The 15,220-nt window shown below is 61.8% G+C and carries 14 protein-coding genes; 6 read left to right on the top strand and 8 right to left on the bottom strand.

The features are described from left to right. The first annotated feature begins 65 nt into the window (after positions 1-65). Positions 66-734, top strand: a complete 669-nt coding sequence (locus M1E02_RS03605; RefSeq protein ID WP_479376800.1) for a helix-turn-helix transcriptional regulator — start codon at positions 66-68, stop codon at positions 732-734. A gap of 29 nt (positions 735-763) precedes the next feature. Here the strand turns inward: M1E02_RS03605 and M1E02_RS03600 are convergent, their stop codons facing one another. Further along, complete coding sequence (locus tag M1E02_RS03600; protein ID WP_479376799.1) at positions 764-1,636, bottom strand: NAD-dependent epimerase/dehydratase family protein; 873 nt, start codon at positions 1,634-1,636, stop codon at positions 764-766. A 175-nt stretch (positions 1,637-1,811) separates the two neighbouring features. Here M1E02_RS03600 and M1E02_RS03595 point away from each other — a divergent pair, with 175 nt between their 5' ends. From M1E02_RS03595 to M1E02_RS03585, 3 genes are all read left to right on the top strand, one after another. After that, a complete protein-coding gene (locus tag M1E02_RS03595; RefSeq protein ID WP_479376798.1) occupies positions 1,812-2,627 on the top strand; it encodes a carbonic anhydrase in 816 nt (271 codons plus the stop codon). A 70-nt stretch (positions 2,628-2,697) separates the two neighbouring features. Next, positions 2,698-3,795, top strand: a complete 1,098-nt coding sequence (locus M1E02_RS03590; RefSeq protein ID WP_479376797.1) for an NAD(P)H-dependent flavin oxidoreductase — start codon at positions 2,698-2,700, stop codon at positions 3,793-3,795. Positions 3,796-4,017: 222 nt separating this feature from the next. Then, the gene (locus M1E02_RS03585; RefSeq protein ID WP_479376796.1) at positions 4,018-4,761 is read left to right on the top strand and encodes an ANTAR domain-containing protein; all 744 of its coding nucleotides are present in this window, start codon (positions 4,018-4,020) and stop codon (positions 4,759-4,761) included. Between the two features lie 45 nt (positions 4,762-4,806). On the opposite strand, the gene M1E02_RS03580 is transcribed toward M1E02_RS03585, so the two are convergent. Both M1E02_RS03580 and M1E02_RS03575 read right to left on the bottom strand, forming a co-directional pair. Next, positions 4,807-5,358, bottom strand: a complete 552-nt coding sequence (locus tag M1E02_RS03580) for a hypothetical protein (protein ID WP_479376795.1) — start codon at positions 5,356-5,358, stop codon at positions 4,807-4,809. Next, positions 5,355-6,602, bottom strand: coding sequence for a serine/threonine-protein kinase (locus tag M1E02_RS03575; RefSeq protein ID WP_479376794.1), 1,248 nt, complete (start codon positions 6,600-6,602; stop codon positions 5,355-5,357). Before M1E02_RS03575 ends, M1E02_RS03580 begins: the two co-directional genes overlap by 4 nt. Positions 6,603-6,750: 148 nt before the next feature. Between M1E02_RS03575 and M1E02_RS03570 the strand changes: the two genes are divergently transcribed. Continuing rightward, on the top strand, positions 6,751-7,869 hold the full coding sequence (locus tag M1E02_RS03570) for a S1C family serine protease (protein ID WP_479376793.1): 1,119 nt from the start codon (positions 6,751-6,753) through the stop codon (positions 7,867-7,869). Positions 7,870-7,922: 53 nt separating this feature from the next. Here the strand turns inward: M1E02_RS03570 and M1E02_RS03565 are convergent, their stop codons facing one another. The 5 genes from M1E02_RS03565 to M1E02_RS03545 form a co-directional block, all read right to left on the bottom strand. Next, the gene (locus tag M1E02_RS03565) at positions 7,923-8,705 is read right to left on the bottom strand and encodes a response regulator transcription factor (protein ID WP_479376792.1); all 783 of its coding nucleotides are present in this window, start codon (positions 8,703-8,705) and stop codon (positions 7,923-7,925) included. 215 nt (positions 8,706-8,920) lie between these two features. After that, on the bottom strand, positions 8,921-9,139 hold the full coding sequence (locus M1E02_RS03560) for a hypothetical protein (protein WP_479376791.1): 219 nt from the start codon (positions 9,137-9,139) through the stop codon (positions 8,921-8,923). A gap of 92 nt (positions 9,140-9,231) precedes the next feature. Then, positions 9,232-9,912: a response regulator gene (locus M1E02_RS03555; RefSeq protein ID WP_479376790.1), complete on the bottom strand. Its 681-nt coding sequence runs from the start codon at positions 9,910-9,912 to the stop codon at positions 9,232-9,234. Next, complete coding sequence (locus M1E02_RS03550; RefSeq protein WP_479376789.1) at positions 9,905-11,266, bottom strand: sensor histidine kinase; 1,362 nt, start codon at positions 11,264-11,266, stop codon at positions 9,905-9,907. The genes M1E02_RS03555 and M1E02_RS03550 overlap by 8 nt, the downstream gene beginning before the upstream one ends. A gap of 120 nt (positions 11,267-11,386) precedes the next feature. Next, complete coding sequence (locus M1E02_RS03545; RefSeq protein WP_479376788.1) at positions 11,387-13,084, bottom strand: S8 family serine peptidase; 1,698 nt, start codon at positions 13,082-13,084, stop codon at positions 11,387-11,389. Positions 13,085-13,524: 440 nt separating this feature from the next. Between M1E02_RS03545 and M1E02_RS03540 the strand changes: the two genes are divergently transcribed. Next, the gene (locus M1E02_RS03540; RefSeq protein ID WP_479376787.1) at positions 13,525-15,180 is read left to right on the top strand and encodes a glycoside hydrolase family 13 protein; all 1,656 of its coding nucleotides are present in this window, start codon (positions 13,525-13,527) and stop codon (positions 15,178-15,180) included. Positions 15,181-15,220 lie beyond the last annotated feature (40 nt).

Genomic DNA, 15,220 nt, shown 5'->3' with positions numbered 1-15,220 from the left:
CTGATACTTGACTTTAGAATTGTTTGTTATGTCAATGGTCATTGATTTTAGAGTAGGATTTCATTATGACTACAGCGGAAACCGGCCTGAGTATGGGCAAGGCCCTAAGTGCCTTAGGCGACCCCTCACGCCGGGCCGTGTTCGAGTACGTCCTTCATGCTGCCGGCCCTGTGGGCCGTGATGAGGTGGCTGGATCATTGGGGTTGGTGCGAAGCACTGCCGCCTTCCATTTGGACCGACTGGCGGCAGAAGACCTCCTGGAGGTCTCTTTCCGGCGACTGACAGGACGAACCGGACCAGGATCGGGGCGACCCCACAAGCTCTACTCCCCCGCCGTGCGGGAAGTGGCCCTAAGCCTTCCCCCACGGCGCTATGATCTGGCCGGCGAGCTTCTCGCAGCAGGAGTGGAAGCCGCCGTCGAAACCGGCATGCCGGTAGCCGAAGCGCTGCAGACCGTTGCCGCCCGAGCCGGGGAGGAGATCGGTCAGGAGGCGGGAACCCTCAAAGGCGCCCTGGAACTCTACGGATACAAACCCGACGTCGGCGAGGATGGCAGCGTCGAACTCCTCAACTGCCCCTTTCACCGCCTGTCCAGAGCCCACACGTCCACCATCTGCGGCCTCAACCTGGATCTCCTGGCGGCAGTCGCCGAGACCGCGGAGCCGGGCTGCTACAAGGCCGTTCTTGAACCGCAGGTGGAACGCTGCTGCGTCCGCCTGGTTCCACAGGATTAACCCCCAAAGTAACCAGCCGGCGTCGGGCTTCAGTCCTCCGTCGGAGTAGTACGGAGCGAGTGATAGGTCCGCCAGCTATGCTCCGGCGCGAAGCCGAGCAGACGCTTCGCCTTGTCGATCGAGAGCATGGTCTCGTGCTCCCCTAATTCCTTGGTTACGGTGACCGCAGGGAACACCTCCGCGGCCAGGCTTGCGCTGGAGCGCTGCATCACCGTGTCGGCGTTTGCAATGATGAAGGCCTCAAACCCAGGGGCGTCGTATTCCAGCGCCTTGGCCACAGCCTGGGCACCATCCCGTGCGTCGATGTAGCCCCAGAGATTCCACTTACGCGAGGACGCATCAGCGTCGAAGGCCGGGAATGCCTCATAGTCCTCAGGGTCCATTACGTTGGAAAATCTGAGCGCAACGATGCTCAAATCAGGGTCCCAGCGCGTCAGCTGTATGGCCATCTGCTCTTCGAGGTGCTTGACCAGGGAATAGGTGCTTTCGGGCCGCGCGGGATACTCCTCATCCACCGGAATGTAGGGCGGATCCACGTCGAACGGCAAGCCCAAAAGAGTCTCACTGGACGCGTACACGAGCTTCCTGATAGCCGCCCGCCGAGTTGCTTGGAAAACGTTGTATGTGGAGAGCATGTTGTTTTCAAAAATGGCAGCATCGGGGGCCAGTCCAGGCGCTGGAATTGCAGCCAAATGAACCACCGCATCAATGCCGCCGTGCCTGTCGTCCAGCCCCAGGAGGGCGTCGAGGACGTGACCGTAGTTTGTCAGGTCGATCTGCGTAAATCCGCGGGATTTCAGGCCTGTACGGTCAAGATTGGTGACCTCGTGGCCATCCTCATTCAGCCGACGGACCACGCTTCTGCCAAGCTTTCCGCTTCCACCGGTAACTGCAATTCTCATGCCTCCACACTAGAGCCCGAACATGCTCCGCTGCCCTCACGCCGCCAGGCAATTCGCGCAGAAACAGCTCCATAGCCGCTTCACATTGAGTCCCATGAAATAGTCCGGACTTTTTCACGTGGTATTTCTCTGAACACCCCAACGGCAATACCGCTGTTTTTTGTAAAGGATGGCAATGCGTTCCACACCAGATATCACCCGAAAATCCCTGCTCATCGGCTCAGCATGGGGGCTGCTTGCCCTCACCGCAGGTTGTGCCAAGTCCCCGGCAGGCAGTGAGGCCATGGCCTCGGGCACTCCAACTGCGTCAACGGCCAACGTGGCCCACTGGTCCTATGAAGGCGCCGAAGGGCCCGGCGATTGGGGGAACCTCAGCTCGGCCTATCAGACCTGCACCACCGGCAAAGCACAGTCACCCATTGATATTCCGGCAGCCACTCCCAAGTCTCCGGCTCCCATATCACTGGCCTACTCCGCGTCCGAATGCGAAGTCCACGACAACGGTCACACCGTCGAGCTGCACGCGGAGTCAACCCAAAGCCTCACGGTGAGCGGTAAGAACTACACCTTCAAACAAATGCACTTCCACGATCCCTCCGAACACACCATCGAGGGCACCCGGTTCGACGTCGAGTTCCACTTTGTCCACCAGTCTGATGACGGCGTACTTGCCGTCGTCGGGGTTCTGGCGAAAGCGGGAAAAACGAACCCGGTGTGGGCGCCATTTGTCGATGCTGCCGCGGGCTCCACCTCGGAGCGTTCGATCGGCAATGTGAACCTCGCATCCCTGCTTCCGGCCTCCTTGGAGCACTATGCCTACGAAGGGAGCCTCACCACTCCCCCGTGCACGGAGAACGTGCTTTGGCTGGTGTTGGACCAGCCGATCGAACTCGGTACCGAGCAAATCAGCAAACTGCAGGCCGTCCACTCCGCGAACAACCGCCCAACGCAGGAGTTGAACAACCGAACTGTCACCCTGGTGAACCAGTAGGCCAGGGCGTCAGGGACTGACCGGTAGAACCGGGTGGGACTGGACTGAACGACGTGATTGACTGTTGGATATGACAGCCTGGACCAGCACACGCTTCACGCGTCTGCTGAACATTGACCTGCCCATCGTGCTGGGGCCGTTCGGGGGCGTGTCCTCGATCGGCCTCACAGCCACGGTCAGCGAAGGAGGCGGACTCGGATCATTTGGCCTGTACGGCTATGACGCAGACCGGATCAGGGCAACGGCCCGGACCCTTGATGAAGCGACAACCAGGCCCTACGCCCTGAACCTGTGGCTGCCCATCCCTGGCGAAGAACCGCCGCAGCCCGACGATTCGCAGTTTGCCTCCTACGTTGAGGTTCTGAGGCCATATTTCGAGGCTCTGGGGGTCCAGCCTCCTGCCAGGCCTGCCAACTACATGCCCGATGTGGACGATCAGATCCAGGCCGCACTGGAGGCAGAACCCGCCGCCATCAGCTTCGTATTCGGCGTTCCGTCTGAAGATGTCGTCGATGCCGCGCATGCCCGCGGCATCGCAGTGATGGGTACGGCCACCACCGTCAAGGAGGCACTCGCTCTGGAAAGGGGCGGCGTGGACGCGATTGTGGCCTCGGGCATGGAAGCCGGCGGTCATAAGGTCTCGTTCCTTGAAAAGCCCGAGAATTCCCTGATCGGAACTTTCTCCCTGGTGCCGCAGGTGGCAGACGCTGTGGCAGTTCCCGTCGTTGCGGCCGGAGGGGTGGCTGACGGCCGCGGAGTGGCTGCTGCGCTCACTCTGGGCGCCGATGCCGTGCAGATCGGTTCGGCCTTCCTTGCCACGAAGCAATCCGCTGCGAGCAACGGATACCGGGCTGCTCTTCGGGGACCCGAGGCGCAGCGTACCGTCCTCACCCGGGCCTATAGCGGCAGATTGGGCCGCGGCATGCCTAACCGGATAGCACGCGAACTCAACCATCCCGGCCTTCATGCACCCTTCCCCGTCCAGAACTGGTTGACCGGGCAGTTCCGGGGCAAGGCCGCGCAACTGGACATCCCGGAGCTGATGTCATTGTGGGCCGGTCAGTCCGCGCCGCTTATCGCGGCAGCACTTGATAATGACGACGACGCCGGGCACCTGCTGCGAAGCATCGTCGACTCCACCACCCGAATACTCGACGGCGGCACCTGACGCAGCCGAGGAGCACTTGGCAAAACGGGCCCTTGCCATTGCGGACGGGTCAGAGGGAATGCCGTCGGCTGTATATAATTTTCCGGTACGGTTTAGCAGAAGGCCGTTGGGGAGTTCTTCGATCCGGCTCCTGCCGCGGACACCGTTAACCTCACCCTTTTTTGAGGGCGGTGTCTGCAGCGCCGGATTGTTTTGACCTGAGCGAAACGGCATCAAACAATCGTGGCCAGCGAGTCGACCGCAGAATCTGCACCATCAATCACCGAGCACCTTCAGGAACTGGTACTCACCAGCTCGGATGTAGGGGATTTCCTTCACGAGCTTGCACGCGTATCCGCCCGTAGCCTGTCAGTAGACGGCGACGAGGTTCTGTGCGGCATCACCCTTCTCCGGCACCGCAAAGCCGCCACTGTGGCCAGCAGCAGTGAGCAGGCCCAGGTTATGGACGAGATCCAGTACTCATATGGAGACGGTCCCTGCATGACCGCCTCCCGGGAGCAGCTGACCATTCACGTACAGGACCTGGAGAGCGACCAGCGCTGGCCGCAGTATTTTGAAAAAGTCCTGGAGCAGGGAGTCCGCTCCATCCTGGCCGTCCCCTTCCGTTTGGAGGGCGACACCAAGGCAGCGCTCAACCTCTACTCGCACCGGCCTGGAAGGTTCGAGGGAAAAGTGTTGAAGCTCGCCGAGGACTTTGTCAGCCAGACGTCCATGGCCCTAAGGCTGGCCGTGCGCTTCGCCCACCACAGTGAGGCGGCAGCAAACCTCAAGGCCACCCTTGAATCCCGGACGGCCATCGACGTCGCCGTTGGGATCATCATGGCGCAGAATCGCTGCAGCCAGGCCGAGGCCTTCGAACTCCTCAAGGCAGCCTCTAGCGCCCGGAACGTAAAACTCCACGGCGTGGCGACGAGCATTGTTGATTCCCTGGGACACGGCCACGTCAGGACACATTTCGAATCGTAACGGTGCCGCCTGTCGGGGACCCTGTTTTCCTAGCGGTCTTGCTTGCTAGGGACCCTTGTTCTTGCCGCCAGTGTCGGGTTTGCCCTCGTCGGGTTTGCCGCCACCGGATTTGCCGTCATCGTTTTTGTCGGCGGAGCCCTTTTCGCTGGCTTCCTGTTCCGGCGAGCTGGATTCTTCAGTCAGCGGGGAAGCCGCGGGCGGGAGCGGGACGGTTGCGACCTCCGGAAATGCCGTGACAGACGGCCCAGGAGCGGGGGAAACCACATCCGTCATTCTGGCCGCCTGCGCTGCGGCCTCAGCAAGCGCCTGCAGCTCGTTCCGGACATCTTCCAAGGCGCTCCTGATTCCCTGGTAACGGGCAAAAGTCATTTTGCCGTCGCCGGCAGCCTCATCCAGGTCCTTTTCAAGCTGCTCCAGAACTTCGAGGGCGCGGGAATAGTCGTTGCCCGCCGCCGCCTGCCGGACCTCCGGCAGGCGTGCCTGCAACTGCCGGGCAGCATCCACCGACAACTCCGGCGTCTGCGCTGAACATGCAGGGGCGAGCACCAACAGGGCGGAGACCATGAGCGCCGAGGGCAGATTCTTCCAACGGATCACGGGGTGAGGCTCCTCTCAAGATCGGCCATCTCGCGCTCCAGAGTCCCGGAGAGCGGCGGTGAAGGCGCTGGCGTAAGAGGGGAAGCAGGCTGCTCTCCCCCACCGACCGCGGCTATCCCCGCGCCGGACATCAGCACGGCGGACAGGACCAGCACCATCCGAATCCTTCTGCTGCGCAGCCTTCCGCCCTTGTTATGGGGAGATGATCGAGGGACAGTCGATTGCGGGACAGGCACTTTGGTGGTGGCGGGCACTTTGGTGGTGACGGGACCGGGGTCCGCGACGCCTACCGCCGTCGTAATAGCCTCACCGCCAGCGAAGAGCGACCCACCGTCCGTGAGAGGCCAGCCTGCGAGCGAGCCGCCAGCAAGAGAACCGCCCGCTTGAGCAGCATCCGCGAGAGAACCGAGTACCGACGTGACGTCCCCCGCCGAAGGCCGCTCGGCAGGTTCCCTGGCTGTCATGGCCCCGAGCAGTTCCTGCCATTCCGAACTCAAACCAGTGGGGATCAGCGGATCACGCTGCAGCCTGACCACCGCAGATTCAACCGGGCTTCCGGGGAACTCGACGTGTCCGGTCAGGCATTCAAGAAGGACCAACCCCAGGGAGTACACGTCACTCTTGCCTGTCAGCAACTCTCCACGTGCCTGCTCCGGGCTCAGGTAGGCAGCAGTTCCCACGGTGCGTCCGGTGCCGGTGATCCTGTCCCCCTCAAGCACCCTGGCAATTCCGAAATCGGTCAGCTTGGCGCTGACGCCGCGGGCAGCCACAGTTCCATCCGCTGGGGTCAGCAGAACATTGCCCGGCTTCACGTCACGGTGGACCACGCCCTGGTCATGGACGTAGTCGAGGGCTGAAGCAATGTCGGCCCCAATCCTGGCAGTGTCCGCCAGCGGAAGCGGCCCGGCCTGCAGTAGTCCCCGCAGATCACGGCCACCGACGAATTCCATCACCACAAAGACCCGTTCACCCAAAGGATCGGCGTCATCAGTTGCAGCGTCAAAGAGGGTCACCAAGCAGGGATGGTTGAAGGATGCCAACATCCTGATTTCAGCCTGCTGCCGGGCAAGCATTTCGGTATCTGCACTCTCCCGGTGGAAAAGCTTCACGGCCACTTCCCGGCCAAGTGCTTCGTCCCGGGCCTTGTAGACGACAGCAGCAGCACCTCGTCCCACCAGTTCAAAAATGCGGTACCGCTCGGCCAAGAGCATCCCGGTCAGGCCGCTTCTCATCACTTCAGTCATCTTCACAGCTTTCGTTCAATGCAGCAGCCAGGCTCATCTCCCCAATTCATAAGCATACTGATTAATTGTTGCAGATCACTACTATTCCCGCCTACCCACTGGGAGATACGGTTGAAATCTGTAGAGAAAACAATGGAAAGGCTGTTCAATGAGCCCCTTCCCCCGAGTGGTGAGACCAACGCTTTTCCGCTCCGGTCTTGCCGGGATCGCCACTTTGGCAATCGTGTTGCTCTGCTCCTGCACCGGGATGGAGGAAGGCCCCGAGCCCACGGCGTCGTCGCCTTCCGTCACAGATCAGGCACCATCGCCAGCCCCGTCCCCCGGAGGCAACCAACAGGGCACCCAAGGCGGCAACCCGCAGGGTGGCCAGCAGCTGGATATCACGCGGATCGTCGAAGAGCTGGCCCCTTCAGTTGTCACCATATTCGCCGGTGACGGTGTTGGCAGCGGCGTGGTCTATGGCGAAGACGGACTGATTCTGACCAACGAACATGTAGTGCGGGGAAACTCCGAGGTTGAGGTCGGTTTCGCGGATGGCCAGCGGGTAGGAGGTACGGTCAGGGCCGCTGATCCTATTTCTGATCTGGCCCTCGTCCAGACCGACCGCACAGGCCTGCCAGTGCCCGAATTTCAACAGGAGCTTCCTCGCGTAGGCGAGACTGCTGTAGTGATCGGCTCCCCCTTGGGATTTGAAAGTACTGTCACTGCCGGGATTATTTCGGGGCTGCACCGCTCCATACCCGGCTCAGCAGCCAGCAGTCAGTCCCTAGTGGACCTCATCCAGACCGATGCGCCCATCAGTCCAGGGAACTCCGGCGGGGCAGTGGTCAACTCACGGGGGCAAGTGGTCGGAATCAGCGAGGCCTACATCCCTCCGCAGGCGGGGGCTGTTGCCTTGGGCTTTGCGATTCCTGCGGCCACGGCTGTGGAAGTTGCCGAGCAGCTGAAGGAAACCGGACGGGCTCAGCACGCCTTTATCGGCCTGACTCCGGGCCAGCTGACGCCGCAGATCGCCGAGAGGCTGGGCATCCGGGATACAAATGGCGTTCTGGTCATGTCAATAGCCGACGGCGGCCCTGCTGACGATGCGGGGATTGAACCTGGCGATGTACTCCTCGCTCTGGAGGGCAAAGAGCTCTCGGCTCCCGAAGATCTGCTGGCGGCCCTTCGTGGGCTCGATCCAGGCCAGACGGTCACGGTTTCCTTCAACCGTGACAACCAGGGACAGGAAGCCAAAGTCCAGCTCAGTGAGCGTCCGGCCGAGTAGAAGTGGTCCACACCGACTGGAGCCCTGAGCGGGCAGGCCTGCCAGGCTGAAAGCTAACGTGTCCGCCCAAGCCGGTAGCCGATTCCCCGGACGGTTTCCACCCACCGGGGGTCACGAAAATCGTCGACCAACTGCTTACGCAGGTTTCCCATATGCACTTCGATGGCATGTTCATCGGCCACTGAGACAAAAGTTGCTCCAGCTGTTTCATTCCGGATGCGCCTCACCAGGTCAGCCCTCGTCTGGACAAGTCGTCCGCCTTCCATGATGGCCAGCAGGAGGTCGAACTGTGTACGCGTCAAATTGACTGCCCGGCCGTCGATTTTCGCGGTCCGCCTGCCCTCGTCCAGGATCAGTCCGTTGTGCTCATAGCATCCATGAGGGAGGGTTTCAGCCTGCAACCGCTCTGGAGCGGCTGGCAGGAGCGGATCGGACGGCAACTGAGCGGCCGCCTGGGGTGGATGGAACCGCCGCGGCCGGCGGAGCATGGCGGCGATCCGCGCCCTCAGCTCCCTCGGACGGAAAGGAGTAGTGAGGTAGTCATCGGCCCCGGCTTCGAAACTCAGCAGGGCATCCGCCTCGTCCAGGCGCCCGATGATGATGAGGTAGGCATCGCTGAATACACGGATTCGCCGCGAAGCTTCGATCCCGTCAAAATCCGGGAGCCCCAGATCCACCGTCACGACGGTGGGGTTGTGCTGCCGTACAGCTTCGACGCCCGCCGCTCCGGTCGACGTCGAATGCACCGTGAAACCCGATTGTTGCAAAACTTCGCTGAGCGAATCCCTGATGTCGTCGTCGTCCTCCAAGACAACGGCAATGCCCCGCTCTTCCATCCACGCCCCCACGCTTCTTGATGCCCCAATACTACAAAAACCGGTGCTGCTGCAGCCGCTTCAACAATCAATGACCCTGAGGTCAGGGAGTACTCAAAAGCAGCAGAAAAGCGCAACTCAAACCTGCGCCGCCCCTTGACAAGCGGCACGATTTGTAAAGTCAGTGTAGTTGACCCGGGAGTAACAAAAGGACGCGCCCCGGGACGCCGCCTAATCTACTCAGCTATGACGTTCCGGTGATCCCGTTCGTCAAACTCTTCGTCGAGGTCATAGTGCCTGAACTCGGTTTCCGGATTAGGCCCGCCCTCGGCGACATATTCGTAGTCAAGCTGGCGCTGGACCTGGCTGTCCAGGATCTGCAGGTCCTTGTCCTTCACTACCGAGAGGTCCTCGGGGAAGGCATCCTCAGGGGTGAGATGCAGTTTTTCAGACATGGTGACCTCTCAGGCCGGGCAATGGGGGAACCGGTAATTCGGCGGAACGGCCGCCTTCAGAATATGCCCCACCGGGGTGCTGGGGTAGTGGGTCAGCCCAGCAGGCGGCGTCCATGGGCGAATGCCACCAGCTGAAGCCGGGTCCGCAGCTCCAGCTTGTCCAATACATTCCGCAAATGGCTCTTGACCGTGGCCTCGGAGATGAAGAGACTCGCGGCGATCTCAGTGTTTCCGAGCCCCTTTGACGCTAGCAGGAAGACGTCTCTTTCCCGTGCGGAAAGCACCTCCAGAACGGACAGATCCGGGCCGGCGCTGGGGAACGTCCGGGCGGCATGCTGGAAGAGATCGTGGATTGACCCCGGAGCAATCACTGAATATCCCGAGTAAACGGTCCGGACCGCAGCGAGGAGGAACTCCGGCTCTGCACTCTTCAACAGATAACCGCTCGCCCCTGCATGTACGGCCTCCACCACAGCCTGATCACGGTTGAAAGTGGTCAGGGCGATGATTCTCGGCCTGGCTTCACCTGGTACTTGAGCCTGTTCCATGATTCGCCGGGTCGCAGCCACTCCATCCAGGACAGGCATGCGCAGGTCCATCAGCATAACGTCAACGGGCTTTTCAGCAACCAAGGCGACAGCCTCCTTCCCGTCGCTGGCCTCACCTGCCATCTCCATGTCCTGTTGGCTTTCGATCAGCATCCGGATACCCGAGCGGAAGAGCGCCTGATCATCCACCAGAGCTACCCGGATGCGGCTGCCGGCATCAGGCACCAGTGGTGCCTTCCTGCAAGTAAGGAGCCGACGACGGCGAGCCGGCGAGAGCGCCCACCCTCGCTTCCAGTGCGGGCCCTGCTTCCAGGTCCTCCGGCTGTGGAGAGTCATCTGACCGCTTGCCATAGGGAATGAAGACTGTGACACGGAACTGCTCACCGTCCGGCCCCGTGGTGATCCAGCCGCCGGCCAGATGTGCCCGTTCCCGCATACCAGGCAGGCCGCGGCCTACGCGCTCCTGAGCTGCCTCAGCCGCCGTATTTGCATTTTCCGTGGGCAGCTCGGACGCCACGTTCACTGCGAGGCCAGGGCCGCTCCAATCGAAGTGCAATCTGACGGCGGTGCCCCTGCCGCCATGCTTAAGGGCGTTCGTCAGGCATTCCTGGACGATCCGGAAGACTGCCACCTGCTGCCCTGCCGTCAATTCAACCGGCTCACCTGACTGGCTGTGCTCGACGGCGAGGCTTCCCTGCATCTTCATTCTGTCCACCAGGGGTGCAACATCGCTAAGGCGGGGCTGAGGGGTGATCATCCCGTCATCATGCACCCCCTCGATGACTCGTTGGGCATCCACCAAGGCACTCCGTGCGGAAACGGCGATGTTCTCCAGTGCATTTAGCACGGCCTTCGGTTGGTCCTTACTCAGGTACCTCGTGCCGTCCGCCTGGGCAGCGATTACCGCAAGTGAATGCGCCAGGACATCATGGAGATCCCGGGCTATTCTGGTCCGTTCCTGTTCGACGATGAGATCGACTTCTGTTTCCTTAAGAGTGGATTGTGCAAGGTTGCGCGCCCGGAACAGGCTGCCGCGCTCCTCGTACAGAGCCAAGAGGAGACCAACCGAGCCGAAGGCAGCGGCAATCAGGAAAAGTATCGAGAACAGTTGCGCTCCGTGAACCTGAAAATTAACCCGGTCTCCGTGATACAGCTGCTCAAACCAGCCCACGCCCTGTCCGTACCGCCAAGAGATCATTAGAAACGTCATCATGAACGCGAATGCCACGCTTACGACCGCCGATACCAGACGAGTTCTCTTAGGAGCGGTCCAGAGAATGAAAGCCAGGGAGATGAAGGCGCCCAAGTAGAGCGGCCAGGTGTTGGAACGGAATGAAGGAATAAAGTAGAGCAGCTGGCCAACCAGGACTGCGGCGCTAAGCCCAAGCGACAAATAGGGCTTCAGAACTGACACGGCTATGGCTGCGCTGATGACAATCAAGGCAACAATCCCTGACCACATGGGCCCTAGTTGTAGGGATCCATCTCGTCCAACCTCACCAACAAACCAGAGTACGAAGAAGATGACGGCCGCCGCGGGGGCGCCCCATTGCCGCAGGACTTTCAGGAGTGGTTGCATGCGTGCCACACTATCCACCCTAAGGTCCCCAAACCGCGGTTTCCGTCAAAGCTCAGCCTTTAGGCCAGCAGATTCATTCCCCAGGCCAATTCGCCGAGGAGGGGGCAACAGGGCGAGCCCTCAGAATGCTCCCGTGGTGAAGGACCAGCTGACGCGGGTCAGTGGGTTGCCTACGAGGTCCCTGATGGCGGCCGCGCCTCCGGTGACAGTGACGGTGTAGTTCGTTTTCGCAGCCAGGGAGACGGAAGGATCGAGGATCCACTGGTTGGTGGTGCCGTACCGGTAAACGCTGGCGGGGACGAGGGCTCCCGTCGCCGTGTTTTTGACTGTTATGGTGCTGGTCCCGGCTCCCTGGATGGCTTCGCTGAACGTCACGCTGATGTTGTTGGCACGCCGGACGAATGTGGCCCCTGGGGCCGGCGTCCGGGAGGTGACGACTGGAGCGGGTCCGGTGGTAAAGGTCCATGACGTCGTGGCCAGCGGGGTGCCTGCCCTATCCCTGATGCCCGTTGTTCCGCCAATAAGGGTGGCTGTGTACTTTTGATCTGCCGTGAGAGTGGCGGTGGGATCGAGGGTTGCCATGCGGGTGGCGGCACTGTAGGTAACGGTTGCCGGAACCGTGGCACCCGTGGCCGTTTTCAGCACGAACGTGCTGGCGCTGACACCTTGGACGTCGGTGCTGAAGGTGGCGGTGGCATTGCTTCCCGTCGGCACTGCCATGGCATTCTTCGCTGGGCCGAAGGCAGTTACCGTGGGTGCAACCACTGGAGCCGGAACAGGAGCCGGAGCAGGAGCCGGGTCTGAAAACAGCAGCCGGTTGGGAGTCCCCGCACCAGCGGCAGCCACCACCCCTGGGGTAGCGGTTGAAAGGACCTTGGCGGAAATATCAGCCGGAGTCGCGGTTGGTGCACGGGAAAGCAGAACGGCTGCCACCCCGGCAACATGGGGGGTGGCCATTGAGGTCCCGTTCATGGTGACAGAAGCCGTCGTCGAGCCGTGTCCGGCAGATAAGATTCCGACCCCCGGGGCGTAGAGGTCCACGCAGGCCCCGAAGTTGGAGAAGGAGGCTTGCCGGTCTGAAGAATCAGTTGCGGCAACCGTCAGGGCCTGGGGTGCCCGTGCGGGGGAGCTGTTGCAGGCGTCAACGCTGGAATTCCCGGCCGCTACAACCGCGGTCACACCATCGTTAATCACGCCCTGCACAGCAGAGTCCACCATGGCGCTGACCGAGCCGCCGAGGCTCATGTTCACCACGGCCGGCGCACCCGGGGCATGATGGGCGGCAACCCAATCCAGCCCGGCGATGACGTCCGAGTTGTAGCCGGATCCAGCGCAATTGAGCACCCGGACCGGAACTATCGTGGCGGCCTTCGCGATTCCGTAGTTTTTGCCGGCGACGGTCCCCGCGACGTGAGTGCCATGCCCGTTGCAGTCGCTGGAGCCGAGCCCGTCTGAAATGGCACTCCATCCGCTGGCTACCCGGCCGCCAAACTCGACGTGGGATGCCAGGACTCCGGAGTCCACAACGTAAGCGCTGACTCCGGCCCCCGCAGCCGAGTAGGTGTAGCTCCCGGAGAGCGGCAAAGTACGCTGATCCGTGCGGTCCAGCCCCCAGGGAGCCGGCTGTTGGGTCTCTGAAATGCTGATAGGGGCATCCACTTCCACCGCTGTGAACCGTGCTGATCGTTTCAGAGCCGCAGCCTGGCCAGGTGTTGCTGCGACGACGGCACCGCGCGTGGCGGCCGAGAAAGTACGGCCGACGCCGACACCCTGGGACCGGAGCGCCGCGGACTCAGCAGCAACGTCGGATCCCGGCATGAACTGGACCAAGTAGCGTTCGCTGCCCCCTGTGACCGGAAAGTTCTGGGGAGCGGGTGAAGCCCCGGGAGTCAACGGCATCGCGGCCGAGGCGGAACCCGCCGTCGTAAGCGCTGCGAAGGTGGTAAGAAGAGCGGCAGTGAGAGTGGTGGCTACTGCTGTGCGGGGGAATGGGAGAGCGGAAATTTTGGGGTCCTTCTCAAAAAGGGAGCCTGCTTGGCCAGATGAATATGGAGGAGGGAAATGCTCATTGCGCTCTGGGGGTAATTCCAGAGTAGGCAACCCTTTTGCCTCTTTCCGGAACCTTGCGGAACCCTTGCAGGATCCTTGACAGCGAATTGGCAAGCCCGGCCCAAGGTGGGGAAACGCAGGCGAAAACCTGCGGAAACCAGCCCGCCTCACGCCTTTTCCGGCCGGGCAGGCACCATAGGATGGTCCACATGAACGCGGAGTTCCACCAGACAGGCCTGAGTACCGATGCCGATTGGTGGCGCCAGGCGGCTGTCTACCAGATCTACCCCCGCAGTTTCGCGGACTCCAATGAGGACGGTCTGGGCGACCTCCCCGGCATCACCGCGAAGGTTTCCTATCTGCAGTCGCTGGGAATCGAGGCGGTGTGGCTGAGCCCCTTTTATCCCTCTGCGCTGGCCGACGGCGGCTATGACGTTGACGATTACAGGGACGTGGACCCCAGGTTGGGCACGCTCAAAGACTTCGATGAGCTGCTGGCCGCCCTTCACCAGGTGGGGATCCGCCTGATCGTGGACATTGTTCCCAACCATTCCTCCAACCGGCATGTCTGGTTCCAGGAAGCGCTCGCTGCCTCACCCGGTTCAGCCGCGCGCGGGCGCTACATCTTCCGGAACGGAACCGGCCCAGGCGGCTCCCAGCCGCCGTCGGACTGGCTCTCACATTTCGGTGGAAGCGCCTGGACACGGGTGCCGGATGGCCAGTGGTACCTTCATCTCTTCACGCCGGAGCAGCCTGACTTCAACTGGGACAATCCTGAGGTTCGCGAGTACTTCCTGACGACGCTTCGCTTCTGGTCAGACCGGGGAGTGGACGGCTTCCGGGTCGACGTTGCCCACGGCATGGCCAAGGATCTGTCCGAACCGCTCAGGAGCAGGCCCACGTCCGACCCCCATGCGGCGCCCGACGACGGCACTGACCCTTTGTTTGACCGCGACGATGTCCACATCATCTTCGCGGAGTGGCGCAAAGTGTTGAACGAGTACGATCCGCCGCGGGCAGCAGTCGCGGAAGCGTGGGCTCCCACTGCGCCGCGGAGGGCTCTCTATGCGAGGTCCACCGGCCTGGGCCAGGCATTCAACTTCGATCTCCTCGAGGCCAACTGGGAGCCGGAGACATTCCGGACCATCATCACCACCAACCTCGCGGAAGCCGGACTTTCCGGGGCGTCTTCCACGTGGGTTCTTTCCAGCCACGACGTCGTCCGGCACGCCTCCCGCTATGGGCTGCCACCCGGAATCGATTTTCAGGCGTGGCTTCGGTCTGGCGGATCGTCCCCTGGAGAGGATAGAGAAGTAGGGCTACCACGGGCGCGTGCCGCAACGCTGCTGATGCTTGCCCTTCCCGGCTCCTCCTACCTGTACCAAGGCGAGGAACTGGGCCTGTTCGAGGTTGCGGACCTCCCCGAAAACGTCCTGCAGGATCCCATCTGGATTCGGACCGGCCGCCGTGAAAAAGGCCGGGATGGTTGCAGGGTTCCTCTCCCCTGGGCCGGCGATGCCCCTTTCTTCGGTTTCAGCAATACCCAACCGCACCTGCCCCAGCCGGGGTGGTTCGGTCCTTTGTCCGTGGACTGCCAGGAAGCTGACCCCGACTCCACCCTGAACCTCTACCGGAGGGCGCTCCTGCTGCGCAGAAGCCTGCGGTCTGCCGAGAAGCTCAGTTGGGTAAGTGGGCCGCGTCCGGATGTGCTGCATTTCGTGCGCCCTGGAGGCTGGCACAGCGTGACCAATTTCGGACCTGAACCGGCCACGCTGCCGGAGGGTGACCCCGTGATCACCAGCGGACCGCTGGTCCAGGGGATGCTCCCAGTGGATACAACTGCCTGGGTTATCGCTGATTCCTGAATTGACCATTGCATTGCTCAAGTGATGCGTGCCATACTTT

The sequence above is a fragment of the Arthrobacter sp. Z5-13 genome (genome assembly GCF_056499105.1).
Note: the sequence above shows the minus strand (reverse complement) of the source record. Positions and strands in the feature narration are given on the sequence as shown.